Source organism: Variovorax sp. EBFNA2 (assembly GCF_033802765.1).
GTDB lineage: Bacteria > Pseudomonadota > Gammaproteobacteria > Burkholderiales > Burkholderiaceae_C > Variovorax > Variovorax paradoxus_H.
The window spans coordinates 1-23849 of sequence record NZ_CP138496.1 but is presented as its reverse complement, the minus strand read 5'-3'; the positions used below and the strand labels follow the sequence as shown (position 1 = coordinate 23849).

Sequence of the window (23849 nt, the reverse complement as noted above, 5' to 3'; positions counted from 1 at the left end):
TCCGGGTTTTTTCGTGATGAGGCGCCGATGCTCTGCGCCCGACCCGAAGGCCGTATGAAGCCGCCGCGCGGCGCACTTCACACAGACTTCACACAGCGGCGCATTCCCCTGTGGCGACTTCAACGCGCCTTCCAACTGCCTTCTCGCACGCTCACGACAGTGAGGGCTGTGCAAGTTCGCACGCAGAAGGACACCCGCCATGGACACCCCCACCACCCCACGCCCCGGCCGTTGGCTCTGGCTCGCCACCGTGAGCCTGGCGACCGTGGGTTTCATCGCCATGGGCGCCCGCCCGGCCCACGCGCAGGAAGCGCCCGCCGGTCCGCGCCTGAAGACCGAGAGCCCGTACTTCTTCGTCAAGAGCGACGACCCCTCGGTCGACCGTCTGCCGCTGAAGGGCACCGAGGTCTCGGTCAAGATCTCGGGCGTGATCGCCGACGTCACAGTCACGCAGACCTATCGCAACGAAGGCCAGCGCGCCATCGAGGCGAAATACGTGTTCCCCGGTTCCACCAAGGCGGCGGTGAGCGGCCTCAACGTGCGCCTGGCCGACCGGCTCATCACGGCGCAGATCCGCGAGAAGCAGCAGGCCAAGATCGAATACGACACGGCCAAGAAGGAAGGCAAGACCGCCGCGCTGCTCGAGCAGCACCTGCCCAACGTGTTCCAGATGAACGTCGCCAACATCCTGCCGGGCGACGACGTGAAGGTCGAGCTGCGCTACACCGAGCTGCTGGTGCCGCAGTCGGGCAACTACCAGTTCGTGTTCCCGACCGTGGTCGGCCCGCGCTACAACTCGCCGCAGTCGGAGAACGCGCAGGCCCAATGGCCGGCGCAGCCCACGCTGCGCGCCGGCGTGGCACCGAGCACCAGTTTCAAGCTCACGGCGAGCATCGACACGCCGATGGGCCTGAAGGAAATCCGCTCGGCCACGCACACCATCGACGTGAAGAAGCGCGACGAAAACCAGCACGCCGACATCACGCTGGGCGCCGACGGTCGCCCCGCCGACAACCGCGACTTCGTGCTCGACTACCGCCTGGCGGGTGAAAAGATCGAGTCGGGCCTCATGCTCTACAAGGGCCAAGGCGAGAACGCAGAAAACTTCTTCCTCGCGATGGTCGAGCCGCCGAAGGCCGTGGCCGCCAGCGCCATTTCGCCGCGCGACTACATCTTCGTGGTCGACATCTCGGGCTCGATGCACGGCTTTCCGCTCGACACCGCCAAGACCGTGCTCGAACGCCTGATCGGTGGCCTGCGCCCCAGCGACACCTTCAACGTGCTGCTGTTCTCGGGCAGCAACAAGATGCTGTCGCCCCAATCGGTGCCGGCCACGCGCGCCAACATCGAACAGGCGCTCGCCACCATCAAGAACTACAGCGGCAGCGGCAGCACCGAGCTGATCCCGGCGCTCAAGCGCGTGTACGCAGAACCCAAGGCCGCGAACGTGTCGCGCACCGTGGTGGTGGTGACCGACGGCTACGTGACGGTCGAGCGCGAAGCCTTCGAGCTGGTGCGCAACAACCTCTCGAAGGCCAACGTGTTCGCCTTCGGCATCGGCTCGTCGGTGAACCGCAGCCTCATGGAAGGCATTGCACGTGCCGGCATGGGCGAGCCTTTCATCATCACCGACCCGGTGCAGGCGCCCGAGCAGGCCGCGCGCTTCCGCCGCATGGTGGAGTCGCCCGTGCTCACGAACGTGAAGGCCACCTTCGGCGGCCTCGATGTGTACGACGTGGAGCCGCAGGCGCTGCCCGACGTGCTGGGCGAGCGCCCGGTGATCGTGTTCGGCAAGTGGCGTGGTGAGGCCAAGGGCCGCGTGATCATCGAAGGCCAGAGCGCCAGCGGCCCGTACCGCGAAGAAGTGCGCATCACGCCGCAGACGCGCCAGGACACGGCCGCGCTGCGCACGCTGTGGGCACGCCACCGCATCCAGGGCCTGAGCGACCAGGAAGCGCTCGAAGGCAGCGCCGCCTTCAAGGACCGCATCACCGAGCTGGGCCTGAAGTACAGCCTGCTCACGCAGTACACCAGCTTCATCGCGGTGGACAAGGTGGTGCGCAACGTGGCGCCGCAGAACAGCGTGGACGTGAACCAGCCGCTGCCGATGCCCCAGGGCGTGAGCGACCTGGCGCTGGGCGCCGAGGTGCCGAGCACGCCGGAACCGGAAACGCTGGGCGCGATCGCCGTGGTGCTGTCGATGCTGGCCATGCTGCGCCGCCGCGCACGCCGCAACGATCCGCGCCGTTTTACCGCCTGAACAGGACGCACGACCATGTCTCTGGCAACCCTGGCTCACCACCATCCGCGCGTCGTGGATTGGGCCATCCGCATCGACCGCACGCCGGCCTTCGGCTGGCTCGCGCTGCAGTGCGCCGCGCTCGCCCCCACCTGGGTCTGGATGGCCCGCCGCCTGCAGGACGGTTCCGACGATCCGCTGGGGCTCGTGGCGCTGGTCGCCTTGGCCGCGCTCGCCTGGCAGTGCCGGCGCGAACTGCGCGCCTCGCCGCGCCTGGGCTGGCTCGCGATGGCCGGCGTCGGCACTGTGCTCGCCACGCTGCTGCGCACGGGGCTGGGTGGCCTGCCCGCGTTGCCGCCGCTGGCCTCGGGCCTGGTGGCGGTGCTCTCGCTCGCGGCCGGGCTGCTGGCTTTCCTGCCGCGCGGCGTGGCGGCGCTGCCGGTGGCCGGGCTGTCGGTGCTGGCGCTGCCGTTGTTGTCGTCGCTGCAGTTCTACGCGGGCTACCCGCTGCGCGTGGTGACGGCCGAGGCCAGCCGCTGGCTGCTGGCGCCGGGCTTCGAGGTGGCGCGCGAAGGCGCGACGCTGATGGTCGACGGGCGCCTGGTGATCGTCGACGCGCCCTGCTCGGGCGTGCAGATGGTGTGGCTGGGCTACTTCACGGCCTGCGCGGTTGCGCTGTGGGCGCGGCGCGGCGACCGCGCCTTCCTTCGCCGCCTGCCAGCGGTCGGCCTGCTGGTGCTGGCCGGCAACATCGTGCGCAACAGCGTGCTGATCGCCTTCGAAGGCGCCGGCCACGCGCTCGCGCCGTGGGCGCACAACGCGCTGGGGCTGGTGCTGCTGGCTGTGGTGTGCGGCGCCATCGCGCGCCTGATGGTGCCGGCGCGTGTGGCGCCGCGCATCGACCTCGAACGCCCGCTGCCGGGCCTGATCACCGCCGAAGGAGGCCGCCGTGTCGATACCGTTCGTTGAGCGCTGGTTCGCCAACCATTTCATCAATCGCGTGGGCCACAAGAGCGCCTTCGCGCTGGCGATGCTGCTGTGCGTGCTCTGGTCGGCCGCGGCGGCGCTGCGCGCGCCGGCCGAAGAGGCCGACGCCGTGGCTTCCCACGAATGGCCGAGCCAGTGGGACGGCGTGCCGCTGCGTCCGCTGGCGCTGAGCGAGGTCGAGCAGCGATTTGCCGATCGCTTTCCGGGCGCCATCGGCCGCATGACCGACGGCCACCAGACGCTGGTGATGCGCGCCGTGAACCGGCCCACGCGCATGCTTCATCCGGCCGCCGACTGCTACCGCGCGCTGGGCTATCGCATCGAACAAGCGCGGCTGGAACGCGACGCGCAAGAGCGGATGTGGCGCTGTTTTGTGGCGCAACGGCACGGTACGGCAAATTTCCGCGTCTGCGAGCGCATCGTCGATGCCCAAGGCACGGCTTTCACCGACACTTCGGCCTGGTACTGGGCGGCGGCCAGCGGCCAGTCGCACGGTCCATGGCAAGCTGTCACCGTGGCAAGACCGATGTGATGAGAACGCGTTTGTGAAGAAGACCCTGAGATTCGTGATTTACGGGCTGCTGGCCCTCGTCCTGACAGCCCTGGCGGCCATCTTCCTGATCGCCAGGATCGCCCTCGCGCCGGCGGCGGGCGAGTGGAGCACCACGGTCAAGGCCGGCCCGCTCGACTTCGAGGTCGGCGTGCCGACCGCGGTGCGGCTGGCCACCTCGTCGTGGTTCGCGCCGCGGCTGAACGGCCATGCGCTCGACACCCGCTTCGGCACCGTGCATTTCACCTGGGACGAGAAAACCGGCCAGCAGCAGATGCGCTGCGCGCCGTGCAGCGCCGACGTGCCGGCGCTCGGCACGCAGCCGATCAAGGTCGAGCGGCTGGTGGCCACCGTGCGGCGCGACGGCAACACGCTGGCCGGCACCTTCGAGGCCACGCCCGAGGCGGCCAACGGCAACGCGCTGCTGCAGGGCACCTGGACCGGCCGCCTCACGCTGAAGAACCTGCAGCTCGATGCCCGCGTGCAGGATGCGCCCATCGCCCGCTGGTACGCCGTGCTGGTGCCGGCGCTGCCCGAGCTGCAGCGCGCCCGCATCGGCGGCACGCTGGCGCTGCAGGCGCAGCTGTTGCTGCCCGACGCCACCTTCGCGGTGCAGCCGGCCATCAGCCAGTTCACCGTCGAGGGGCTGGGCACCGAGGCCATGCTGGGCGCGCGCACCAGCTGCGGACCGTCGGCCAAACTGGCCAACGACAGCTGGCTGGCGCGCGCCGTCATCGCGGCGGAAGACCAGCGCTTCTTCAGCCACGCCGGCTACGACCTGACAGAAATCCTCGCCTCGATCGACCACAACCAGAAGCCCGGCCAGACCCGGCGCGGCGGCAGCACGCTCACGCAGCAGCTGGCCAAGCTGCTGGTCACCGGCAGCGACCGCACGGCCGAGCGCAAGCTGCGCGAGCTGCTCTACGCGGTCGAGATGGAGCAGACGCTGGGCAAGGCCCGCATCTTGCAGCTGTACCTGGACAACGCGCCGTGGGGCGGCAACCTCTGCGGCGGCGAGGCCGCGGCGCGACGCTACTTCAAGCGCAGCGCGCGCACGCTCGAACCGGCGCAGGCCGTCTGGCTCGCGGCCATGCTGCACAAGCCGCAGGCCGTGCTCGAGCAATGGCGGCGCGACGGCACGATCGATCCCGACCGCACCAAGTGGGTGGCCGAGAGCGTGCGCGGCATCAGCCGCAACCAGCGCGAGGCGCTGCTCAAGAACGTGGCCGCAGCCAAGTACGCACCGCCGGAAGCCGTGCAATGAGCATCGCCCCGCACGACATCGAAGCCATCGAGCGCGCCACCGTTGCCGCGGTGGCGCCCGAAGCCTGCGAGGAACTCGACGGCTGGCTGCTGCCCTTCGACCGTGGCACCGTCAAGCGCGCCCGCTCCGCCGTGCCGCTGCACCGCGACCCGGTCGATGCCGCCACGCTCGACCGCATCGAAGACCGCTGCGACAGCCGCCAGGTCGCGCCTGCGCTGCGGCTGGCCGACGCCGCCTGCTTTGATTCGCTGCGCGCCGAACTCGCGCGCCGTCACTACGTCGATGACAACCCGACCTGCGTGCAGACCGGCTCGGCGCGGCGCATGCGCGACCTCGTGGCGGCGGATGTCCGGCTGGCCGACGTCGATGCGACACCCGATCCGGCCTGGGCCGCGCTGTTCCTCGGGGAGGGCTTCGACCCGGTCGACGGCGTGCACCGCGTGCGCTCGCTGTCGCGCGCCACGGGCTCGCTCTTTGCCAGCGTGCGCGAAAACGGCGCCACCGTGGCCGCCGGCGCCATGGCCTTCGGCCACGGCTGGGCCAGCGTGCACGGCATGCGCACCGAGCAGTCGCAGCGCGGGCGCGGCCTGGCCCAGCGCGTGCTCGCCGGGCTGGCGCAGGCGGCGCTGGCGCGCGGCGTCGAACGCGTGTTCCTGCAGGTCGATGCGCAGAACCAGCCGGCGCTGGCGCTGTACCGCCGTGCGGGTTTCGAGACACGCTGGCAGTACCGCTACTGGCAGCGCCAGCAGTGGCCGCGCTGAGCTGAACCCCACCGGCAGTGGGCACCCCCACGGGTGGCGCGGTCGGGGCTTTGGTGCCACCATGGACGGCATGACGAACGTCCGTGCCCCCCACCACCCCACCGATCCCGTCGCCACCCCGCGCGGCATCGACCACATCGTGGCCGGTGTTTCCACCAGTGACGGCGACGGCGTCAAACTCACCCGCGTGCTGCAGCAGCCGCTGCAGAAGCGGCTCGACCCCTACCTGATGCTCGATGCCTTCGGCAGCGACAACGCGGGCGACTACATCGGCGGCTTTCCGAACCACCCGCACCGGGGCTTCGAAACGGTCACCTACATGATCGCCGGGCGCATGCGCCACCGCGACAGCGCGGGCCACGAAGGCCTGCTCGAAAACGGCGGCGTGCAGTGGATGACGGCCGGCCGCGGCCTCGTGCACAGCGAACTGCCCGAGCAGGAAGAAGGCCTCATGGAAGGCTTTCAGCTGTGGCTCAACCTGCCCGCGAAAGACAAGATGCGCGAGCCCTGGTACCGCGACATCCAGAGCAGCGAGATCCCCGAGTTCACCACCGCCGGCGGCGCGCACGTGCGCGTCATTGCCGGCACCAGCCACGGCATCGCGGGCGCGGAGCAGCGCGCGCACACCGAGCCGCTGTACCTGGACATCACGCTGCCGCCCGGCGCCGAGTTCGCGCAGCCGCTGCCTCATGACCACAACGCGCTGGTCTATGTGTTCCGCGAATCGCTGTGGATCGCGGGCAGCGAGGTGCCGACGCGGCGCATGGCGATTCTTGCGAACGACCCCGGCAGCGACGGCGTGGTGCTGCGCGCCGGTGCCAGCAACCACAGCCCGGCAAGGGCACTGCTGATTGCGGGCCGGCCGCTGAACGAGCCCATCGCGCAGTACGGCCCTTTCGTGATGAACACGCCCGAGCAGATCAAGCAGGCCGTGCACGACTTCCAGAACGGAAAGCTGGGCTGAGTCCGAAGCCGCTGTAGTCGCCCGCCTACCGAAAGTCGGCGCGACGTTCGGTTCGCTCTGGCGCGTGCGCGGCCTAGATTGCGGCCATGCCTCCCACGATACGCAAAGGACAGGCGCCGCCCACGCTGCAGCGCGCCGAGTTCCACGACCGCTTCATGCAGAGCTTTCACGACCCGGCGTTCCGGGCCGAGGCCGGGGCGCTGCAACGCTTGGAAGACATCGCCTGGAAGGCGTACGACGAGGGCCGCAAGGCGCCCGTGACCCGCCGGGCCGGGCCCGGTTATGCCGACCCCGACTACGAACTCTCGGTCGACTGGCTCGACGCCCGCGCGCGCATCGACGCGGCGCAGGACGCCTGGGGCCGGCCCGAGACGCGCTCGCGCGTGCTGCTCGTCAATGGCTCGCCGCGCAACGACGGCACCTGCCCCGGCGAGATCTCCAAGACCTGGCGCCTCACGCAGTGCGCGCGCGAGGTGCTCGAAGGCAGCGGCATCGAGGTCGACGTGCTCGACCTGAGCCGGCTCACGTCGGACTACGGCCGCCACATCCACCCGTGCAAGGGCTGCGTCTCCACTGCGATGCCGCTGTGCCATTGGCCCTGCAGCTGCTACCCCAACCACGCGCTGCGCCAGACCGGCGACTGGATGAACGAGATCTACGAACGCTGGGTGGCCGCGCACGGCGTGATCGTGCTCACGCCCACGCACTGGTACCAGGCCGCGAGCCCGATGAAGCTCATGATCGACCGCCTCGTGTGCGCCGACGGCGGCAACCCCGACCCCACCAGCACGCACGGCAAAAAGCCCGACGAGGCCAAGGCGCTCGAACTCGAAGGCTGGGGCTACCCGAAGCACCTCGAAGGCCGCGTCTACGGCGTGGTGGCGCACGGCGACGTGGCCGGCACCGAGAGCCTGCGCCGCAACCTCACGGACTGGCTCGACTGGATGGGGCTGATCGACGCCGGCGCGCAGGCCCGGCTCGACCGCTACATCGGCTACTACGCGCCCTACGCCACCAGCCACGACGCGCTCGACGCCGATGCCGACGTGCAGGAAGAAGTGCGCAACGTGGCCCGCGCCGTGGCCATCGGTGTCGCCGCGCTGCGCGCCGGCACGCTGAAGGTGCCCGACCGCACGCTGAAGCCGCCGCGGCTCAAGTAGCAGGGCCGCGCCGCGGTTCATGCTTCTTTACGCAGGCTCACGCGCGGCTCACGGACGCGTTACAGAGGCGCTCCACACTTCGCTTCACCCGCTGCCCTTTGGCGCGGACTTCTTCGAAAGGAAGCGACTCTCATGATCTCTCTTCGCCAACGCATCGTCTGGGCCAGCCTGCTGGGTTCCGCCGCCCTCGCCTCTTCGGGCGCCTTCGCCCAGGCACCGGCCGCCACCACGCCTTCGACCGCAGCGCCCACGGCCGCCACGGCACCTGCCGACGCCACCGCCGCACCCAAGGCACAGCACAAGCGCATGGACCCAGCCCAGCGCATGGAGCGCATGAAGGAACACCGTGCCAAGCGCCTGGCCGCACTGAAGGACAAGCTCAAGCTCACCAGCGCCCAGGAAGGCGCGTGGAGCAGCTTCACCGCCGCGAGCCAGCCGCCCGCCGGTGCCGCGCGCCCGCAGCGCATGGACCGCGCCGAGTTCGCCAAGCTGACCACGCCCCAGCGCCTGGAACACATGCAGGCCCGCCAGGCCGAACGCAGCGCGCGGTTCGCCAAGCGCGCCGAAGCCACGAAGGCCTTCTACGCCGCGCTGACGCCCGAGCAGCAGAAGACCTTCGACGCCGAGACCGCGAAGTTCGCGGGGCACGGCCATCGCGGGCACCGCGGCCATGGCGGTCATGAAGGCCACCACGGCGCAGCGCCTGCCAAGGGCTGACCGGGCGGCCGGCTGAAGGGGCCGGCCTCCAGAAAAAGGGCAAGAAAAAGCCCGCGACGCCTCAAGCGCCGCGGGCTTTTTCGTGGGCGCCGCATTACTGCGGCGTGCCCGTCTTCTCGGTCGGGTTGGTCGGCACCGCCGGGCGCTCACCCGGCTGGCCGAAGCGCGGCTTCACGTGCTGCGCCTCGGCGCGAACTTCCGCGCGCGAGCGCTCGCCGGTCGGCGGCGGCATCGCGTTGGGCTGGTGGTTCACCGTGGTGCTGGCCTCGCCCTTGGGCACCACGCTGTTGGCGTTGTTGCGGTTCTGAGCGCGGGCCTCGGCCTTCACGGCTTCGCGCGAGGCGGGCACCGAGCTGTCGCCCGCCATGGGTTGCTGGACGGGTGTCGGCATCTGGGCCTGGGCGGCGCCTGCGCCCAGCAGGGCGGCCAGCAGCGCGGTGGGGATCGTCAGGCGTTGCAGGGTGGTCATCATGAAAGCTCCTTTGCAAATTGAATGAAAAAGCACAAAGCCGGGCGCCATGGCATCGGCTTTGAAACCACCGTAGGAGCCCCGTTTCAGGCCGGGTGTGGGGGCGCGGCAGGCCTGCCTGTAGGAGCGCGCCGACCACGCGTGAAAGGCACGCGAAGAAGGTGGCGCGTTCCTACAGTCGGCGCGCGCGCGGCCACGTACAACAGGGCACCGATGTCCTCTTTCCCTTCTTCTCCGTTGCCCGAAGCCGCGGTGGCCGCCGCACCGGCCTCGCTCAAGGTCATGACCGTGAACACCCACAAGGGCTTCACGGCACTCAACCGCCGCTTCATCCTTCCGGAGCTGCGCGATGCGGTGCGCACCGTGGGCGCCGACGTGGTGTTCCTGCAGGAGGTGATGGGCACGCATGCGCGCCACTCGCGCACGGTGAACAACTGGCCCGAGGCGCCGCACTACGAATTCCTGGCCGACACGATGTGGCCGCAGTTTGCCTACGGGCGCAACGCGGTGTATCCGAAAGGGCACCACGGCAATGCCGTGCTGTCGAAGTTTCCGATCGTGCATTACCGCAACCACGACGTGTCCGTGAGCGGCCCCGAAAAGCGCGGCCTGCTGCACTGCGTGCTGCGCCTGCCGGGCCGCACGGTCGACGTGCATGCGATCTGCGCGCACCTCGGGCTGGCCGAGGCGCACCGCCAGCAGCAGCTGGAACTCCTGTGCCACATCGTGCGCGACGAGGTGCCGGCCGATGCGCCGCTGATCGTCGCGGGCGACTTCAACGACTGGCGCGGCCGCGCGCACGACGTGCTGGCCGAAGGCGCCTCGCTGCGCGAGGTGTTCGTGCATGCGCACGGCCGCGCGGCGCGCACCTTTCCGGCGCGCCTGCCGCTGCTGGCGCTGGACCGCATCTATGTGCGCAACGCGGGCGTGCACGCGCCCGTGGTGCTGCCGCGCCGGCCCTGGTCGCACCTGTCGGACCATGCCCCGCTGGTGGCGGACATCGAGCTGTGAACGCCGAGGCCCCCATGCACGACACCCATGAGCGTGCCGGCCACTGGACCGGCGGCAACCGCATCGAACTGCTGGAGAACGGCGAGGAGTTCTTTCCGCGCGTGTTCGAGGCGGTCCGCCAGGCGCAGCGCGAAGTGATCATCGAGACCTTCATCCTGTTCGAGGACAAGGTGGGCCTGGCGCTGCATGCGGCCATGCGCGCAGCGGCGCTGCGGGGCGTGAAGGTCGACCTGATGATCGACGGCTTCGGCTCGCCCGACCTCTCGCGCGAGTACCTCGAGAGCCTGGCCACGGCCGGCGTCAAGGTGCGCGTGTTCGACCCGGGCCAGCGCTTCCTGGGCCAGCGGCTCAATGTGTTCCGCCGCATGCACCGCAAGATCGTGGTGGTCGACGGCGTGCGTGCCTTCGTGGGCGGCATCAACTACTCGGCCGACCACCTGCTCGACTTCGGCCCCAAGGCCAAGCAGGACTACGCGGTCGAACTGGCGGGGCCGATCGTGGCGGAGATCCACCAGTTCGTGCTGCGCGCGATTGCGCTCGGCGGCAAGGGCGCCGGATGGTTCCGGCGCCGGCTGAAGCAGGCGCCGCCGGCCGAGCAATTGCAGGCAGCGGGCGAGGCCGACGCGATCTTCGTCACGCGCGACAACCGCCGCCACACGAACGACATCGAACGCCATTACCGCGCGGCGATCCGCGCCGCGCGCGAGCGCATCGTGATCGCCAATGCCTACTTCTTCCCGGGCTACCGCCTCATCAAGGAGCTGCGCCGCGCCGCGCGCCGCGGCGTCGACGTGCGCCTCATCCTGCAGGGCGAGCCCGACATGCCGATCGTGAAGACGGCCGCCAGCATGCTCTACCACCACCTGCTGCACGCGGGCGTGCGCATCTACGAGTACTGCGACCGCCCCCTGCACGGCAAGGTCGCGCTCATGGACGACCGCTGGAGCACCGTGGGCTCGAGCAACCTCGACCCGCTGAGCCTGTCGCTCAACCTCGAAGCCAACATCGTGGTGCGCGACACCGCATTCAACAACGTGCTGTGGGAGCGCATGGACCAGCTCATGCAGCACAGCTGCAAGCAGGTCGGCGCAGACGACCTGGCCAGCGAATGGAGCGGCTGGCGGCTGGTGCGCAGCTTCTTCGTCTTCCACTTCCTGCGCTGGTACCCGTCGTGGCTCAACCGGCTGCCGCGCCATGCGCCGCGCCTGACGCCGGCTGAGGCGACCGACCTCATGGCGCAGCAGCAGAAGCGGCGCGACAGCGACGAAGGCACGGCGCGCACGGAGACGGCATGAGCCGCCGGGCCGCTCCCAAGGCGAATACCGCAGCGCGCAGCGCGGAGGTGATCGAATGAGTGCTTCTTTGGCGCTCACGCACCGCCCTTGGTGGCCGTGGGTGCGGCGCGTGGCGATCTGGGCCTTCTTCGGCGGCATCGCCTGGCTGCTGCTGAAGCAGGCGCGCACCATCGACTGGGCCGAGGTGTTCGCTGCGCTGCGCGCGCTGCCAGCCCTCACATTGCTCGCAGCCGGTGCCCTGGCCGCCGCCAGCTTCGCGCTCTACAGCACCTACGATTTGCTGGGCCGCTACCTCACGAAGCACCGGCTCGGCGCTGGCACGGTCATGGGCGTGACCTTCATCAGCTACGCCTTCAACCTCAACTTCGGCTCGCTGGTGGGCGGCGTGGCGTTTCGCTACCGGCTGTACTCGCGCCTGGGGCTCGGCAACGAGACCATCACGCGCGTGCTGGGCTTCAGCATGCTGACCAATTGGCTCGGCTACCTCGTGGTGGCCGGCGCCGCGTTCTGCTTCTGGCCCATGGCGCTGCCGCCCGACTGGAAGATCGACGGTGGCGGCCTGCGCATGCTCGGCGCGGTGCTGTTGATGGTGTCGCTCGCCTACCTGGCACTGTGCGCGTTCTCCGACGGCCACGTCTGGCGCGTGCGCGGCCATGCGCTGCGCACGCCGACGGTGCCGATGGCCTTGCTGCAGCTGGCGATGTCGTGCGTCAACTGGTCGCTCATCGGCGGGGTGATCTGGGTGCTGCTGCAGGGCGAGGTCGGGTATCCGCAGGTGCTCGCGGTGCTGCTGGTCGCCGCTGTGGCGGGCGTGGTCACGCACGTGCCGGCGGGGCTCGGCGTGCTGGAGGCGGTGTTCGTCGCGCTGCTGGCGCACGAGGTGGCGGAAACGCGGCTGCTCGCCGCGCTGCTGGCCTACCGCGCGCTGTACTACCTGCTGCCGCTGGCCGTGGCGCTGGTCGCCTACCTCGTCACCGAGGCGCGTGCGCGTCGGCTGCGCGCGGATGCCGGCAACAACCATAAGAAACGTTAAATATTGCCCGCAGAAAGCGACCGACCGGTGAAATGACGGTCAGGAATTGTTGCACTGCAGCAATCTTCACTTCGCAGGCCTATAGTGGCCCTCTGTTCCCTCACGCACCCTCTTCCCATGTCGTCCTTCAGTACCACCGCCCGCCTGGCCAGTCCGCTGATGCAATGGGTCGACCTGGCCCTCAAGACCCACGAAACCCTGCTGTCGTCCGGCACGGTGATCCGCGTGCGCACCGAGCGCATGGCCAAAGCCGGGCTCACGCCCAGCGCGGCCGACCTCGCGGAGTTCCAGCTGATGGGCCACGAAAAGCTCGCCGCGGCGAGCGAATCGGGCCTGGCGATGGCCAGGCAATGGCACAGCAGCCAGGCCTCGCTGGCCCAGCGTGCGTGGCAGCAGTGGCTGCAGGGCACCACCGCCCTCTTCTCGCTGGCCGGCAGCTTCACGCCGGCGCAGGCGGCGACACACGGCGATGCGCTCGTGCAGGCCACGGCGCGCGGCGCCAGCACGATGGGTCAGTTCACGGGTGTGGCAGCGCGCATTGCGCGCGAAGGCCTGAAGCCGATCCACACCGCCGCCACGTCGAACGCACGGCGGCTGCTGGCCGAACTGCAGGCCTGAAGCCGCTGCGTTTCAGGGTTGCGCCGGGACCAGCGTCACCAGCGTGATTTCCGACGGCGCGCCGAAACGCTTCGGCGGCCCCCAGTAGCCGGTGCCCCGGCTCACGTAGATCCACATGTCGTGCAGCCGGTGCAGGCCGGCCGTGAACGGCTGCTGCATGGGCACGAACAGGTTCCACGGGAAGAACTGGCCGCCGTGCGTGTGGCCCGACAGCTGCAGCTGGTAGCCGGCCGCGGCCGCCACCGGCGCGCTGCGCGGCTGGTGCGCCAGCAGCACACGGGTGTGGACCAGCGGCGGCGCGTCGTACAGCGCCAGGTGCGGGTCGCTCGCGTGCGCGGCGTCGAAATGGCCGGCGGTGAAGTCGGTCACGCCGGCCAGCACCAGCGCGCTCTCGAACAGCTCTTCATCGGTCTGCGCGCCGCGCACGTTGCGCGTCTGCAGCACCACGTGTTCGTTCAACAGCACCTTCAGGCCGAGGCGGCGCAACTCGTCGATCCAGGCGTGCGCGCCCGCGTAGTACTCGTGGTTGCCCGTGACCACGAAAGTGCCGTGGCGTGCGCGCAGGCCCGCCAGCGGCGCGATGTGCTCGCGCAGTTCGGGCACGCTGCCGTCGACCAGGTCGCCGGTGATCGCGATGGCGTCGGCGCCGAGCCGGTTCACCGCGTCGACGATGCGCTGGATGTAGCCGTTGCGGATCGTCGGACCCACGTGGATGTCGCTGAGCTGCGCGATCGTGAAGCCCGCGAGCGCCGCGGGCAGCCCGCGGATCGGCACCTCGACCTGCTTCACGCCGGCCGTGCGGCGCGCATTGAAGAAGCCGATCAGCGACACGCCCGTGGCCAGCGCCAGCACCGCCAGCGCGCTCCAGGGCGCGATCGCGTCCCACGGCACCTGCAGGCCGCCGAGCGCGCTTGCCAGCCAGGCCAGCAGCAAGCCGAGGTCGCGCACCAGCGTCAAGATGAACAGCGAGGAAAACCAGCCCATGCTGATGAGGCCGATCCAGTGCAGCGTCTCGCCCGCCGGCTTCGCCTTGCGGTCGGCGCGGTGGCTGCGCGACACGAACGGCAGCGGCATCGTGACCGCCGACACCGCCAGCAGCACGAGGGCGAGTGGCCAGGCAGGCGTGAGCGACGCGAGCGCGGGCAGCAGGCGCAGCGCGATATAGACGTGCAGCAGCGCGGTCAGGACGCTCAGGGGACGGATCGGCATCGGGGCGGAAGAAGACGCGGGCATCGCCCGGGACACGGCATCTGCAAGGCGCATGCCGCGCATTCAAGGCACCGAAAGCTGCCTGGGTCGCTATTTTTTCTATAGCGCGCGGCAACCGGATAGCGGGCATTGTGGCGTCGCGGGCGTGGCCGGTCGGTGCCGGTCGCGGCACCGTGCCGCTGCGCCTACCGCACCGTGCGCGTGCCGGCGGAGGCCATGTCGGTGCCCGCCGGCCATTCGAACACCGCCTTGGCCGGCGCGCCCAGTGACACCAGCAGCGTTTGCTTCAGCGTCTGGCCGCCGATGCGAGCCTCCACTTCATAGCGGCCCGGTTCGAGCCGCGCCACCATGAACGGCCCGCCCGAGACGACGTTGTCGAGCAGCGCCGTGCCGTGGCTGTCGCGCACGGTGACGTGCACGCCGGCCGCGAAGTCGGCGCGGCGGCCGTCCTTGATCGCGAATTCGAAGCTCGCGGGCCAGCGCGGCGACACGGTTTCCATCAGCTGTGCCTCGTCTTGGCCGATGCCGCCGCTCATGTACTCGACGCCGTGCGCCATGAGAATCGGCGGGTTCATTGCCGCCTGGGCAGGCTGTGCCGCCAGTGCGCCGCCGAGCAGCACGAGCACGGCCGCAGCGCTCGCCGCAGCCACGGGCCGGGCGTGCGAGAACAGGAACAAGGGGGTGGTGGTGAGAGACATCGAAGCCTTCCTTTCCGGGCAATGGTGGCGACAGGCCACGCAGGCAGGCAATGTGCCGGGCACGGCTTAAGGAAGGCTTAACTGCGCGGGCCATGGTGGCCCGCCCGGGTCAGCGCGCGGTGGTTTGCGCCAGCGCCTGCGGCAGCGGCGGCGCGATCGAAGCCATGTCGAAGTTCGACGGCCAGACGAACGAGGCACGCGCCGGAATGCCGGCGATCACGACCAGCTGCTGCGTGAGCGTGAGCCCGCCGAGCGTCACGTCGACGTCGTAGGCGCCCGGATCGAGCCGCGCGAGCATGTAGGGCGCCTGGGTCTGCACTTGCATGACTGTCTGGCCCGTGTACTTCTGGCGGATCTCGATCGCCGCCTTGGCCGGGAAGCCGGCCTGCTGCGCGCCCTTGCCGTCGTTCACGCGAAGGTCGATGGTCGCGGCCCAGCGCGGCGCGACCATTTCCAGGAAGGCGGTTTCGCCCTTGGCGGCGCCGCCGCACATGTATTCGATGCCCTGCGCGACCTGGATCGGCGGGTTCGAGAACGCATGGGCCGGCGACACGGCCGCGAGGAGTGCCGCGGCGGCTGTGGCACCGCCCAGAACCAGTGCAGCCAGGGGCCGCTGGAAACGCTTGGGGTTCATTGCTCTGTGTGTCCTCGATCTTGCGTGACAGGAAATCCGTCAGGAATTTTGCTTAGCAAGAGTCGGGCTAGATATAGCGTTTACGAGGAAGCTTCTGCGTTGCGCAGGTGAATGCTATTGTTTTCATAGCTGGTGACGCCCGTGTGACGGGCGCCTCCCTCGCTTTTTGAAGCCTATTCATCGGAAACCCTGAGACGGGGCTCCGCAGCCTTGGGCCGGGGGGCCGTTCACCGGTTCGGCGCAGCCCCGTGCGCACGGGGCTCACGCCCGCGACAGGCGTTACCCCCGAATTTCTCAATTGGAATTGGCAACAGAAATTGGAAATAGTGCGCAATTGACTGGGCATACCCTAGCTATTGGAGAGCGCGCAAAGAAATTAGGCTCGACCTCTTCTTCCAAAGCGCTAAAGCCAAATGCCTCATTCAAATCACCGGTTCATTTTTTTGCTGATGGGTCTGGCGTTGGCCGCCCAGGCAAGCGCACAGCAACCCGCGCCGATCCGCATCGGCGTCATCGGCCCTTTCACGGGGCCCTCGGCCGATTTCGGCCTGCCCATGCTCAACGGCGTGAAGATGGCCGTCGATGAAATCAATGCCGTGGGCGGTTATCTCGGGCGCTCGCTCGAATTGGTGATCAAGGACGATCAGGCCAATCCGGACATCGGCCATTCGCAATCCCAGGCCCTCGTCAGCGAAAAAGTGGTGCCACCATCGGTTTCTGCAATACCGGCGTGGCGATGAAATCATTGGCCGTTTTCAATGACGCGAAATTGCCACTGATCGTGCCCTGCGCCACCGGCTCGGCGCTGACCTCGACCTATCCGCCGGCCACGAGCTATATCTTTCGCACTTCGCCCAAGGACAGCATCCAGGCGCCTTTCGTGGTCGACGACCTGATCGCGCGGGGCTGGAAACGGGTCGCCGTGCTGCACGACACCACCGGGTACGGCGAGGCGGGCGTGAAGGACGTCGAAAAAGCGCTGGCGGCCAAGAACCTCAAGCCCGTGTACGTGGGCCGTTTTCCGCTCGGCGTGAAAGACCTGACGAAGGAACTGTCGGAGGCCAAGGCGGCCGGCGCGGACGTCATCTTCAGCTACACCGTGGGCCCGGAAAACGCCGTCATTGCGCGCGGCCGGCAGGCCTTGAACTGGAAGGTGCCCCAGGTCGGTGCCTGGCCGCTGTCCTTCCCTTCGTTCATCGACGGCGCGCGCGATGCCGCCGAAGGCGCGTTGATGGCGCAGAGCTTCATCGCCGAGCCCAGCAACGAGCGCCGCTCGTCGTTTCTTTTCCACTACGTGCAGAAGTTCAACACCAAGCGCATCCCGGTCCCGATGGCCGCCGCGCAGGCGTACGACGCCACGTACCTGCTGGCCCACGCGATGTTCAATGTGCCGAACGGCAAACTCGAAGGCCCGTTCATCAAGGCCTCGCTGGAGCAGTCCAAGCGGCCGTACTACGGCGTGGTCACGACCTACGACAAGTCGTTCTCGGAGAACGACAAGGACGCGATTTCGCCCAACATGCTGGTGATGGGCGTGGTGCGCAACGGGCAGATCACCTTCGCGTACCCGGAGGACGCGAAGCGCAACCTGTTCGTGCAGCGCAAGCAGTGAATGGGGCGTTGGCAGGACGCCCTCGGCTGAGCAGATGTGGGCGCGGGTTACGTCGGAGTGCTGCCTCAAAGCGCAGCAAGTATTCTTCATGTGCTTCCCTATAGGGACGCATATGTTTTGATTTTGCTGCATCAAAGGCTATCATCCAACCACTAGATGTAAGCCTATGAGCTAGCAAAATGTCCTCTGAACTGAACCAGCTTCGACTTGAGCAACTGCAAGCCACCGTGTCCGCCTATGCCGAGATGGTGAAACGGCCCCGGCCGTCGCGCGGATGGCTGAAGCTGATTCGAGAAGCGCTGGGGCGCACGGAGCGCCAGCAAGCCCAGCGCTTGGGCATTTCAGGGCCGACATTGCACAAATCCGAGCGGTCGGAAGCGGACGACCGAATCACGCTTGGCCAGTTGCGCAAGCTCGCCGACGGACTTGACTGTGAGCTCGTCTACGCCCTGGTGCCGCGCCGCCCCCTCACGGAAATGGTCAAGGAACGCGCCCGAGCCATCGCCATCGAAGAGGTCGGCAGGGTGGCCCACACGATGAGCCTCGAAGACCAACGGCCAGCCTCGGAGCGACTTCGCAAGCAGGTGGAACGCAGGACCGAGGAACTGATGCGCGGCCGATGGTCAGAGCTATGGCGATAGACCTTGAAGCGCAGGATGGCCAGACACCCCTGGACCCTGACGAGAAGGCCGGACTTCTTCCGGAACACCTGGCCACCCAGAGCGACCTGAACGACTGGGAGCAGGAGAACATCCTGCGCGCCGTGCGCTGGCTGAAGCGCTTGCGGTCACCAGACGTCCTCAGCGAGGAGTTCTGCCGGGCGTTGCATGAACAGATGTTCGGCAAAACCTGGGCGTGGGCGGGCACGTTTCGCAAGTCGGACAAGAACATCGGCTGCGACTGGACACAGGTGGGCGTCAAGCTTGCGCAGCTGTTCGGAAACACGCGCTGGTGGGTCGACAACGCCACATTTCCCCCCGACGAAATCGCAGCGCGCTTTCACCGCGACCTGGTCTGGATTCACCCGTTCCCCAACGGCAACGGGCGGCACTCTCGCATGATGGCCGACGCGCTTCTACGCAGCCTTGGCCAGCCTGCGTTCTCCTGGGGAAACGGCGGCAATCTGGTCGCCGCCGACGACGCGCGGGTGCGGTATCTGGCCGCCCTGCGTGCCGCGGACCAAGGCGACTACCAGCTGCTGCTCGCGTTTGCTCGCACCTGAGCTCACCCGAAAACGAACGAAGGGGCCGGCAACGCCAGCGCCCTGCTGTGGCTCGGGGAGGAAGACCTCCCCGATCAGACGTCGATGTTCGACGCGCGCAGCGCGTTCTGCTCGATGAACTCGCGGCGCGGTTCCACCTCGTCGCCCATCAGCATCGTGAACACGCGGTCGGCTTCGATCGCATCGTCGATCTGCACGCGCAGCAGGCGGCGCACGGTCGGGTCCATGGTGGTTTCCCACAGCTGCTCGGGGTTCATCTCGCCCAGACCCTTGTAGCGCTGGCGCGAGGTGGCGCGTTCGGCTTCGCCGATCAGCCACTTCATGGCCTGGCGGAAGTCGTCGACCTTTTCTTCCTTGCCACGCTCGCCTTCGCCGCGCTTGACCAGCGCGCCTTCGGTGCTCAGCAGACCGCGGAAGGTGTTGGCGGCTTCGGCCAGTGCCGCGTAGTCGGCGCCGTGCACGAAGTCCTGCGTGATCACGCTGGACTTGATGTTGCCGTGGTGGCGGCGGCTGATGCGCAGCAGCGGCTTGTCGGTGCGGGCGTCGAACTCGCTGCTTACCTCGGCCGGCACACCGGTCGTGTTGAGCTCGCGCAGCTTGGCCTGCAGTGCCACGGCCGAGGCCTCGGCGGCGGGCGGCGTGTCGAGGTCGAGCGCCACGCCGTCGGCGATGGCGCGCAGCGCTTCGGCGTCCATAAAGTTGCGCAGGCGCGCAATCACGGCCTCGGCCACCTGATGCTTGCGCGCCAGCTCGGCCAGCGTGTCGCCCGACAGCGTGGTCGAGGCGGCGCCGCCGGTCTCGATGCTCGCGTCTTTCAGCGCCACCTTGAGCAGGAAGGCGTCGAGCGCGGGGCCGTCCTTCAGGTACTGCTCTTCCTTGCCGACCTTGACCTTGTACAGCGGCGGCTGCGCGATGTAGATGTGGCCGCGCTCGACCAGCTCGGGCATCTGCCGGTAGAAGAACGTGAGCAACAGCGTGCGGATGTGCGCGCCGTCCACGTCGGCGTCGGTCATGATGATGATGCGGTGGTAGCGCAGCTTGGCGACGTTGAAGTCGTCCGCGCCGCCGCCCGCCGTGGTCGCGCCGGCGCGGCCGATGCCGGTGCCCAGCGCGGTGATCATCGTGAGAATTTCGTTGCTGGTGAGCAGCTTCTCGTAGCGCGCTTTCTCGACGTTCAGGATCTTGCCGCGCAGCGGCAGGATGGCCTGGAACTTCCGGTCGCGACCCTGCTTGGCGGAGCCGCCGGCGGAGTCGCCCTCCACGAGGTAGACCTCGCACAGGGCGGGGTCCTTTTCCTGGCAGTCGGCCAGCTTGCCGGGCAGGCCCATGCCGTCGAGCACGCCCTTGCGGCGCGTCATTTCGCGGGCCTTGCGGGCCGCTTCGCGGGCGCGGGCGGCCTCGACGATCTTGCCGCAGATGATCTTGGCGTCGTTCGGACGCTCCTGCAGGTAGTCGGTGAGCAGGCGGCCGACGATGTCTTCCACCGGCGCGCGCACTTCGCTGGAGACCAGCTTGTCCTTGGTCTGGCTGGAGAACTTGGGCTCGGGCACCTTCACGCTCAGCACGCAGCACAGGCCTTCGCGCATGTCGTCGCCGGTGACCTCGACCTTCGCCTTCTTGGCGAACTCGTTCTCTTCGATGTACTTGTTGATGACGCGGGTCATCGCGGCGCGCAGGCCCGTGAGGTGGGTGCCGCCGTCACGCTGCGGGATGTTGTTGGTGAAACACAGCACCTGCTCGTTGTAGCCGCTGTTCCACTGCATCGCCACTTCGACGCCGATGTGCGTGCCGGGGATGCCGCCGTAGGTGTCGGCCGGCTTCTCGCCCGCTGCGTAGAACGAGTTCGGGTGCAGGACGGTCTTGCCCTTGTTGATGAACTCCACGAAGCCGCGCACCCCGCCGGCGCCGGAGAAGTCGTCTTCCTTGCCGGTGCGCTCGTCGAGCAGGCGGATGCGCACGCCGTTGTTCAGGAAGCTCAGCTCGCGCAGGCGCTTGCTCAGGATCTCGTAGTGGAAATCGTTGTTTTCCTTGAAGATTTCCGTGTCGGGCAGGAAGTGCACTTCGGTGCCGCGCTTGTCGGTGTCGCCGATGACCTTCATGGGCGAGACCTCGAAGCCGTTCACGGTGTCGAGCAGGCGGTTCTGCACGAAGCCGCGGCTGAATTCGAGCTCGTGGATCTTGCCTTCGCGACGCACGATGAGGCGCAGCTTCACGCTCAGCGCGTTCACGCACGACACGCCCACGCCGTGCAGGCCGCCCGAGACCTTGTAGCTGTTCTGGTTGAACTTGCCGCCGGCGTGCAGTTCGGTGAGCGCAATTTCAGCGGCCGAGCGCTTGGGCTCGTGCTTGTCGTCCATCTTCACGCCGGTCGGGATGCCGCGGCCGTTGTCGGTGACGGAGATCGAGTTGTCGGAGTGGATGGTCACGACGATGTCGTCGCAATGGCCTGCGAGCGCTTCGTCGATGGAGTTGTCGACCACTTCGAACACCAAATGGTGAAGGCCCGTGCCGTCGGAGGTGTCGCCGATGTACATGCCCGGGCGCTTGCGCACGGCTTCCAGACCTTCGAGGATCGTGATCGCGCCTTCGCCATAACTGGAGTCGGCGACAACGCCTTCGGGCGCCACGATCTGGATTTCGGGGGTGTAGACCGGCTCGGTGTGCGGCACGTCGGGCTTGTTTTCTTCAGCACTCATTCGGATATTCCTCTGTCTCTCACGGCATTCACGTGATTTTTCGGGCTCTCAAAAGCTCAATTCGCCGCCTCTTGAAAGCGCAAACCCGCGGAGGGCCGCGGGTCGTGTGCGCAAGGCGCTGTGTCTTGGGGGGTCTAGATGCGCATCGGCATCACGACGTACTTGAAAGATGCGTTCTCGGGGATGGTTAACAAGGCCGAGCTGTTGGAGTCGGCCAGGTCCAGCTTGACCATGTCCTGGTCCATGTTCGACAGCGCGTCGATCAGGTAGGTCACGTTGAAGCCGATCTCGATGCTGTCGCCGCCGTAGTCGATGTCGAGCTCGTCCTGGGCTTCTTCCTGCTCGGCGTTGTTCGACGCAATGCGCAGCGTGCCCGGCTCGATGTTCAGGCGCACGCCCTTGAACTTCTCGCTGGTCAGGATGGCGGTGCGCTGCAGGCTGGCCAGGAGCGGCGCGCGGCCGAGCGTGACGGTGTTCTTGTGGTTCTTGGGAATCACGCGGTTGTAGTCGGGGAACTTGCCCTCGACCAGCTTGGTGACGAACTCCATGCCGCCGAAGCTGAACTTGGCCTGGTTGTTCGCAAACTGCATCTCGATGGCGCCTTCGGCGTCGGACAGCAGGCGCTGCATTTCGAGCACGGTCTTGCGCGGCAGGATCACTTCCTGGCGGGGCACTTCGACATCGAGCAGGGCCGACGAGAACGCCAGGCGGTGGCCGTCGGTGGCGACCAGGCTCAGTTGCTTGCCTTCGGCCACGAACAGGATGCCGTTCAGGTAGTAGCGGATGTCGTGCACGGCCATCGCGAACGAGACCTGCGAGAGCAGGTCTTTCAGCGTTTTTTGCGGCACGCTGAACACGGGGCCGAAATTGGCGGCTTCCTGCACCAGCGGGAAGTCTTCGGCGGGCAGCGACTGCAGCGTGAAGCGGCTTTTGCCACCCTTGAGCACGAGCTTGCTGGCGCTCGATTCGAGGCTCACGGTCTGGTCGGCGGGCATGGTGCGCAGGATGTCGATCAGCTTGCGCGCACCGATGGTGGTCGTGAAGTTGCCCTCGTCGCCACCGAGCTCGGCGGTGGTGCGGATCTGGATCTCGAGGTCGCTGGTGGTCAGCTGCAGCTGGCCGCCGGTCTTGCGGATCAGCACATTGGCCAGGATCGGCAGGGTATGACGCCGTTCCACGATGCCAGCCACCGACTGCAGGGCGGCAAGAACTTTGTCTTGGGTTGCCTTCAAAACGATCATGTCTTCTTCCTCTTCTCTTATCTCTTTGAATCAGCTTTCAGGACGCCATTCTCCGCTGTCGCGAGGGGCGTTCTTGATGACATTCGGCTTCAGCCTTTGAGGGTCTGTTCGAGGACGTGGAGCTGCTGGTTGAGTTCGGTGAGCTGCTGGCGCTCGCCCGAAATCTTGCGCACCGCGTGGAGCACCGTCGTGTGGTCGCGACCGCCGAACAGTTCGCCGATTTCCGGCAGGCTCTTCTGCGTGAGCTCCTTGGCCAGGTACATCGCGATCTGCCGCGGCCGCGCAATGCTGGCCGGGCGTTTCTTGCTGTACATGTCGGCGACCTTGATCTTGTAGTAGTCGGCCACCGTCTTCTGGATATTTTCGACCGAGATCTGCCGATTCTGGATCGACAGCAGGTCGCGCAGCGCCTCGCGCGCCAGGGCGATCGAGATCTCCTTCTGGTTGAAGCGCGAGTACGCCAGGATCTTGCGCAGGGCGCCTTCGAGCTCGCGCACGTTGGAGCGCACGTTCTTGGCCACGAAGAAGGCGACTTCTTCAGGCATTTCGGCGCCCTCGACGCGGGCCTTGTTGATCAGGATCGCTACGCGCATCTCGAGCTCGGGCGGCTCGATCGCCACCGTGAGACCCGAATCGAAGCGCGACACCAGCCGCTCGTGGATGTCGGCCAGCCCCTTGGGATAGGTGTCGCTGGTCATCACGATGTGCGACTTCTTGGCGAGCAGGGCCTCGAACGCGTTGAAGAACTCTTCCTGCGTGCGGTCCTTGTTGGCGAAGAACTGCACGTCGTCGATCAGCAGCAGATCGAGCGAGTGGTAGCGTTCCTTGAACTCATCGAAAGTCTTGCGCTGATAGGCCTTGACCACATCCGACACGAACTGCTCGGCGTGGATGTAGAGAACTTTCGAATCGGGCCGGTCGGCCAGCAGCCGGTTGCCCACCGCGTGCATCAGGTGGGTCTTGCCCAGGCCGACGCCGCCGTAGATGAAAAGCGGGTTGTACAGGTGGCCCGGCATGCCGGCCACGTGCATGGCCGCGGCGCGCGCCATGCGGTTGGCCGTGCCCTCGACCAGGGTGTCGAAAGTGAGCCCCGAATTGAGGCGGTTCTTGAAGCCGGCGGCGGCCGGTTCCTCGCCCGGACCGGCCACGTCGCGTGGCACGTCCGTTTCGGCCATGAGGGTCACGGGGGCCATGCGGACGGGGGTTTCGCGTGGAGCGAGCGCTAACTCAATGGCGACCGGCTGGCCGTACATCTTCTCGGCCATGGCCGCGATCTTGCCGGCGTACTGGGCACGGATCCAGTCGAGCTTGAAGCGGTTGGCGACGAACACCGTCATGCGCGAAAGGTCGTCGGCGACCTGCGCGGTGAGGGGCTTGATCCAGGTGTTGAACTGCTGCTCGGACAGCTCCTGCGCGAGCTGGTCGACGCAGGCCTGCCACAGGCTTTCGCCGATGCCGTCAGTCGACAT

At 67.8% G+C, this 23849-nt stretch carries 21 protein-coding genes and 1 pseudogene; 15 read left to right on the top strand and 7 right to left on the bottom strand.

Translation table 11 applies throughout. The annotated features are described in order from the left end of the window. The first annotated feature begins 199 nt into the window (after window positions 1-199). From RZE79_RS00110 to RZE79_RS00075, 8 genes are all read left to right on the top strand, one after another. Window positions 200-2260 (top strand): VIT and VWA domain-containing protein, encoded by a 2061-nt coding sequence (locus RZE79_RS00110; protein ID WP_319358330.1) that lies wholly within the window; start codon window positions 200-202, stop codon window positions 2258-2260. A 15-nt stretch (window positions 2261-2275) separates the two neighbouring features. Continuing rightward, a complete protein-coding gene (xrtQ, locus tag RZE79_RS00105; protein WP_319358328.1) occupies window positions 2276-3208 on the top strand; it encodes an exosortase Q in 933 nt (310 codons plus the stop codon). Next, the gene (locus RZE79_RS00100; RefSeq protein ID WP_319358326.1) at window positions 3189-3758 is read left to right on the top strand and encodes a hypothetical protein; all 570 of its coding nucleotides are present in this window, start codon (window positions 3189-3191) and stop codon (window positions 3756-3758) included. Before xrtQ ends, RZE79_RS00100 begins: the two co-directional genes overlap by 20 nt. 13 nt (window positions 3759-3771) lie before the next feature. Continuing rightward, entirely contained in the window at window positions 3772-5040 is a 1269-nt protein-coding gene (locus RZE79_RS00095) for a biosynthetic peptidoglycan transglycosylase (RefSeq protein ID WP_319358324.1), read from the top strand. Next, window positions 5037-5801, top strand: coding sequence for a GNAT family N-acetyltransferase (locus RZE79_RS00090; protein WP_319358322.1), 765 nt, complete (start codon window positions 5037-5039; stop codon window positions 5799-5801). Before RZE79_RS00095 ends, RZE79_RS00090 begins: the two co-directional genes overlap by 4 nt. 61 nt (window positions 5802-5862) lie before the next feature. After that, on the top strand, window positions 5863-6765 hold the full coding sequence (locus RZE79_RS00085) for a pirin family protein (protein WP_373696522.1): 903 nt from the start codon (window positions 5863-5865) through the stop codon (window positions 6763-6765). Between the two features lie 86 nt (window positions 6766-6851). Next, complete coding sequence (locus RZE79_RS00080) at window positions 6852-7925, top strand: flavodoxin family protein (protein WP_319358318.1); 1074 nt, start codon at window positions 6852-6854, stop codon at window positions 7923-7925. A 132-nt stretch (window positions 7926-8057) separates the two neighbouring features. Next, complete coding sequence (locus tag RZE79_RS00075; RefSeq protein ID WP_319358316.1) at window positions 8058-8642, top strand: Spy/CpxP family protein refolding chaperone; 585 nt, start codon at window positions 8058-8060, stop codon at window positions 8640-8642. Between the two features lie 94 nt (window positions 8643-8736). Here the strand turns inward: RZE79_RS00075 and RZE79_RS00070 are convergent, their stop codons facing one another. After that, on the bottom strand, window positions 8737-9111 hold the full coding sequence (locus tag RZE79_RS00070; protein WP_153285881.1) for a serine/threonine protein kinase: 375 nt from the start codon (window positions 9109-9111) through the stop codon (window positions 8737-8739). Window positions 9112-9324: 213 nt separating this feature from the next. Between RZE79_RS00070 and RZE79_RS00065 the strand changes: the two genes are divergently transcribed. The 4 genes from RZE79_RS00065 (at window position 9325) to RZE79_RS00050 (ending at window position 13068) form a co-directional block, all read left to right on the top strand. After that, window positions 9325-10122: an endonuclease/exonuclease/phosphatase family protein gene (locus tag RZE79_RS00065; RefSeq protein WP_319358313.1), complete on the top strand. Its 798-nt coding sequence runs from the start codon at window positions 9325-9327 to the stop codon at window positions 10120-10122. A 14-nt stretch (window positions 10123-10136) separates the two neighbouring features. Further along, window positions 10137-11417 carry a cardiolipin synthase ClsB gene (clsB, locus tag RZE79_RS00060; RefSeq protein WP_319358311.1) on the top strand — a complete coding sequence of 427 codons (1281 nt, stop codon included), beginning with the start codon at window positions 10137-10139 and terminating at the stop codon, window positions 11415-11417. Between the two features lie 55 nt (window positions 11418-11472). Beyond that, window positions 11473-12450 (top strand): lysylphosphatidylglycerol synthase domain-containing protein, encoded by a 978-nt coding sequence (locus tag RZE79_RS00055; protein ID WP_319358309.1) that lies wholly within the window; start codon window positions 11473-11475, stop codon window positions 12448-12450. 117 nt (window positions 12451-12567) lie between these two features. After that, complete coding sequence (locus RZE79_RS00050; protein ID WP_319358307.1) at window positions 12568-13068, top strand: polyhydroxyalkanoate granule-associated phasin; 501 nt, start codon at window positions 12568-12570, stop codon at window positions 13066-13068. Window positions 13069-13080: 12 nt separating this feature from the next. On the opposite strand, the gene RZE79_RS00045 is transcribed toward RZE79_RS00050, so the two are convergent. The 3 genes from RZE79_RS00045 to RZE79_RS00035 all read right to left on the bottom strand — a co-directional run bounded on the left by RZE79_RS00045 (window position 13081) and on the right by RZE79_RS00035 (window position 15609). Then, on the bottom strand, window positions 13081-14340 hold the full coding sequence (locus RZE79_RS00045) for a metallophosphoesterase (RefSeq protein WP_319358305.1): 1260 nt from the start codon (window positions 14338-14340) through the stop codon (window positions 13081-13083). A gap of 122 nt (window positions 14341-14462) precedes the next feature. Then, window positions 14463-14975, bottom strand: a complete 513-nt coding sequence (locus RZE79_RS00040; protein ID WP_319358303.1) for a hypothetical protein — start codon at window positions 14973-14975, stop codon at window positions 14463-14465. Window positions 14976-15084: 109 nt separating this feature from the next. After that, the gene (locus RZE79_RS00035) at window positions 15085-15609 is read right to left on the bottom strand and encodes a hypothetical protein (RefSeq protein WP_319358301.1); all 525 of its coding nucleotides are present in this window, start codon (window positions 15607-15609) and stop codon (window positions 15085-15087) included. Window positions 15610-16022: 413 nt separating this feature from the next. Between RZE79_RS00035 and RZE79_RS00030 the strand changes: the two are divergent. The 3 genes and pseudogenes from RZE79_RS00030 to RZE79_RS00020 all read left to right on the top strand — a co-directional run bounded on the left by RZE79_RS00030 (window position 16023) and on the right by RZE79_RS00020 (window position 18443). After that, window positions 16023-17221 (top strand): annotated as a pseudogene (locus RZE79_RS00030) (ABC transporter substrate-binding protein). 179 nt (window positions 17222-17400) lie between these two features. Next, entirely contained in the window at window positions 17401-17862 is a 462-nt protein-coding gene (locus RZE79_RS00025; protein WP_319358299.1) for a mobile mystery protein A, read from the top strand. Then, window positions 17853-18443: a mobile mystery protein B gene (locus RZE79_RS00020; RefSeq protein WP_153281389.1), complete on the top strand. Its 591-nt coding sequence runs from the start codon at window positions 17853-17855 to the stop codon at window positions 18441-18443. The genes RZE79_RS00025 and RZE79_RS00020 overlap by 10 nt, the downstream gene beginning before the upstream one ends. A 74-nt stretch (window positions 18444-18517) precedes the next feature. Here RZE79_RS00020 and gyrB read toward each other — a convergent pair whose 3' ends face one another. The 3 genes from gyrB to dnaA all read right to left on the bottom strand — a co-directional run bounded on the left by gyrB (window position 18518) and on the right by dnaA (window position 23849). Then, window positions 18518-21139, bottom strand: a complete 2622-nt coding sequence (gene gyrB / locus RZE79_RS00015) for a DNA topoisomerase (ATP-hydrolyzing) subunit B (RefSeq protein WP_153281390.1) — start codon at window positions 21137-21139, stop codon at window positions 18518-18520. Window positions 21140-21273: 134 nt separating this feature from the next. Next, on the bottom strand, window positions 21274-22380 hold the full coding sequence (gene dnaN, locus RZE79_RS00010) for a DNA polymerase III subunit beta (RefSeq protein WP_099794246.1): 1107 nt from the start codon (window positions 22378-22380) through the stop codon (window positions 21274-21276). Between the two features lie 89 nt (window positions 22381-22469). Then, window positions 22470-23849: a chromosomal replication initiator protein DnaA gene (gene dnaA / locus RZE79_RS00005; RefSeq protein ID WP_153281391.1), complete on the bottom strand. Its 1380-nt coding sequence runs from the start codon at window positions 23847-23849 to the stop codon at window positions 22470-22472.

Coding starts and splice junctions, on each gene's coding strand:
- RZE79_RS00110 (WP_319358330.1), top strand. CDS start 200: ATGGACACCCCCACCACCCCACGCCCCGGCCGTTGGCTCTGGCTCGCC.
- xrtQ (WP_319358328.1), top strand. CDS start 2,276: ATGTCTCTGGCAACCCTGGCTCACCACCATCCGCGCGTCGTGGATTGG.
- RZE79_RS00090 (WP_319358322.1), top strand. CDS start 5,037: ATGAGCATCGCCCCGCACGACATCGAAGCCATCGAGCGCGCCACCGTT.
- RZE79_RS00085 (WP_373696522.1), top strand. CDS start 5,863: ATGGACGGCATGACGAACGTCCGTGCCCCCCACCACCCCACCGATCCC.
- RZE79_RS00080 (WP_319358318.1), top strand. CDS start 6,852: ATGCCTCCCACGATACGCAAAGGACAGGCGCCGCCCACGCTGCAGCGC.
- RZE79_RS00075 (WP_319358316.1), top strand. CDS start 8,058: ATGATCTCTCTTCGCCAACGCATCGTCTGGGCCAGCCTGCTGGGTTCC.
- RZE79_RS00070 (WP_153285881.1), bottom strand. CDS start 9,111: ATGACCACCCTGCAACGCCTGACGATCCCCACCGCGCTGCTGGCCGCC.
- RZE79_RS00065 (WP_319358313.1), top strand. CDS start 9,325: ATGTCCTCTTTCCCTTCTTCTCCGTTGCCCGAAGCCGCGGTGGCCGCC.
- clsB (WP_319358311.1), top strand. CDS start 10,137: ATGCACGACACCCATGAGCGTGCCGGCCACTGGACCGGCGGCAACCGC.
- RZE79_RS00055 (WP_319358309.1), top strand. CDS start 11,473: ATGAGTGCTTCTTTGGCGCTCACGCACCGCCCTTGGTGGCCGTGGGTG.
- RZE79_RS00050 (WP_319358307.1), top strand. CDS start 12,568: ATGTCGTCCTTCAGTACCACCGCCCGCCTGGCCAGTCCGCTGATGCAA.
- RZE79_RS00045 (WP_319358305.1), bottom strand. CDS start 14,340: ATGCGCGGCATGCGCCTTGCAGATGCCGTGTCCCGGGCGATGCCCGCG.
- RZE79_RS00040 (WP_319358303.1), bottom strand. CDS start 14,975: ATGTCTCTCACCACCACCCCCTTGTTCCTGTTCTCGCACGCCCGGCCC.
- RZE79_RS00035 (WP_319358301.1), bottom strand. CDS start 15,609: ATGAACCCCAAGCGTTTCCAGCGGCCCCTGGCTGCACTGGTTCTGGGC.
- RZE79_RS00025 (WP_319358299.1), top strand. CDS start 17,401: ATGTCCTCTGAACTGAACCAGCTTCGACTTGAGCAACTGCAAGCCACC.
- RZE79_RS00020 (WP_153281389.1), top strand. CDS start 17,853: ATGGCGATAGACCTTGAAGCGCAGGATGGCCAGACACCCCTGGACCCT.
- gyrB (WP_153281390.1), bottom strand. CDS start 21,139: ATGAGTGCTGAAGAAAACAAGCCCGACGTGCCGCACACCGAGCCGGTC.
- dnaN (WP_099794246.1), bottom strand. CDS start 22,380: ATGATCGTTTTGAAGGCAACCCAAGACAAAGTTCTTGCCGCCCTGCAG.
- dnaA (WP_153281391.1), bottom strand. CDS start 23,849: ATGTCGACTGACGGCATCGGCGAAAGCCTGTGGCAGGCCTGCGTCGAC.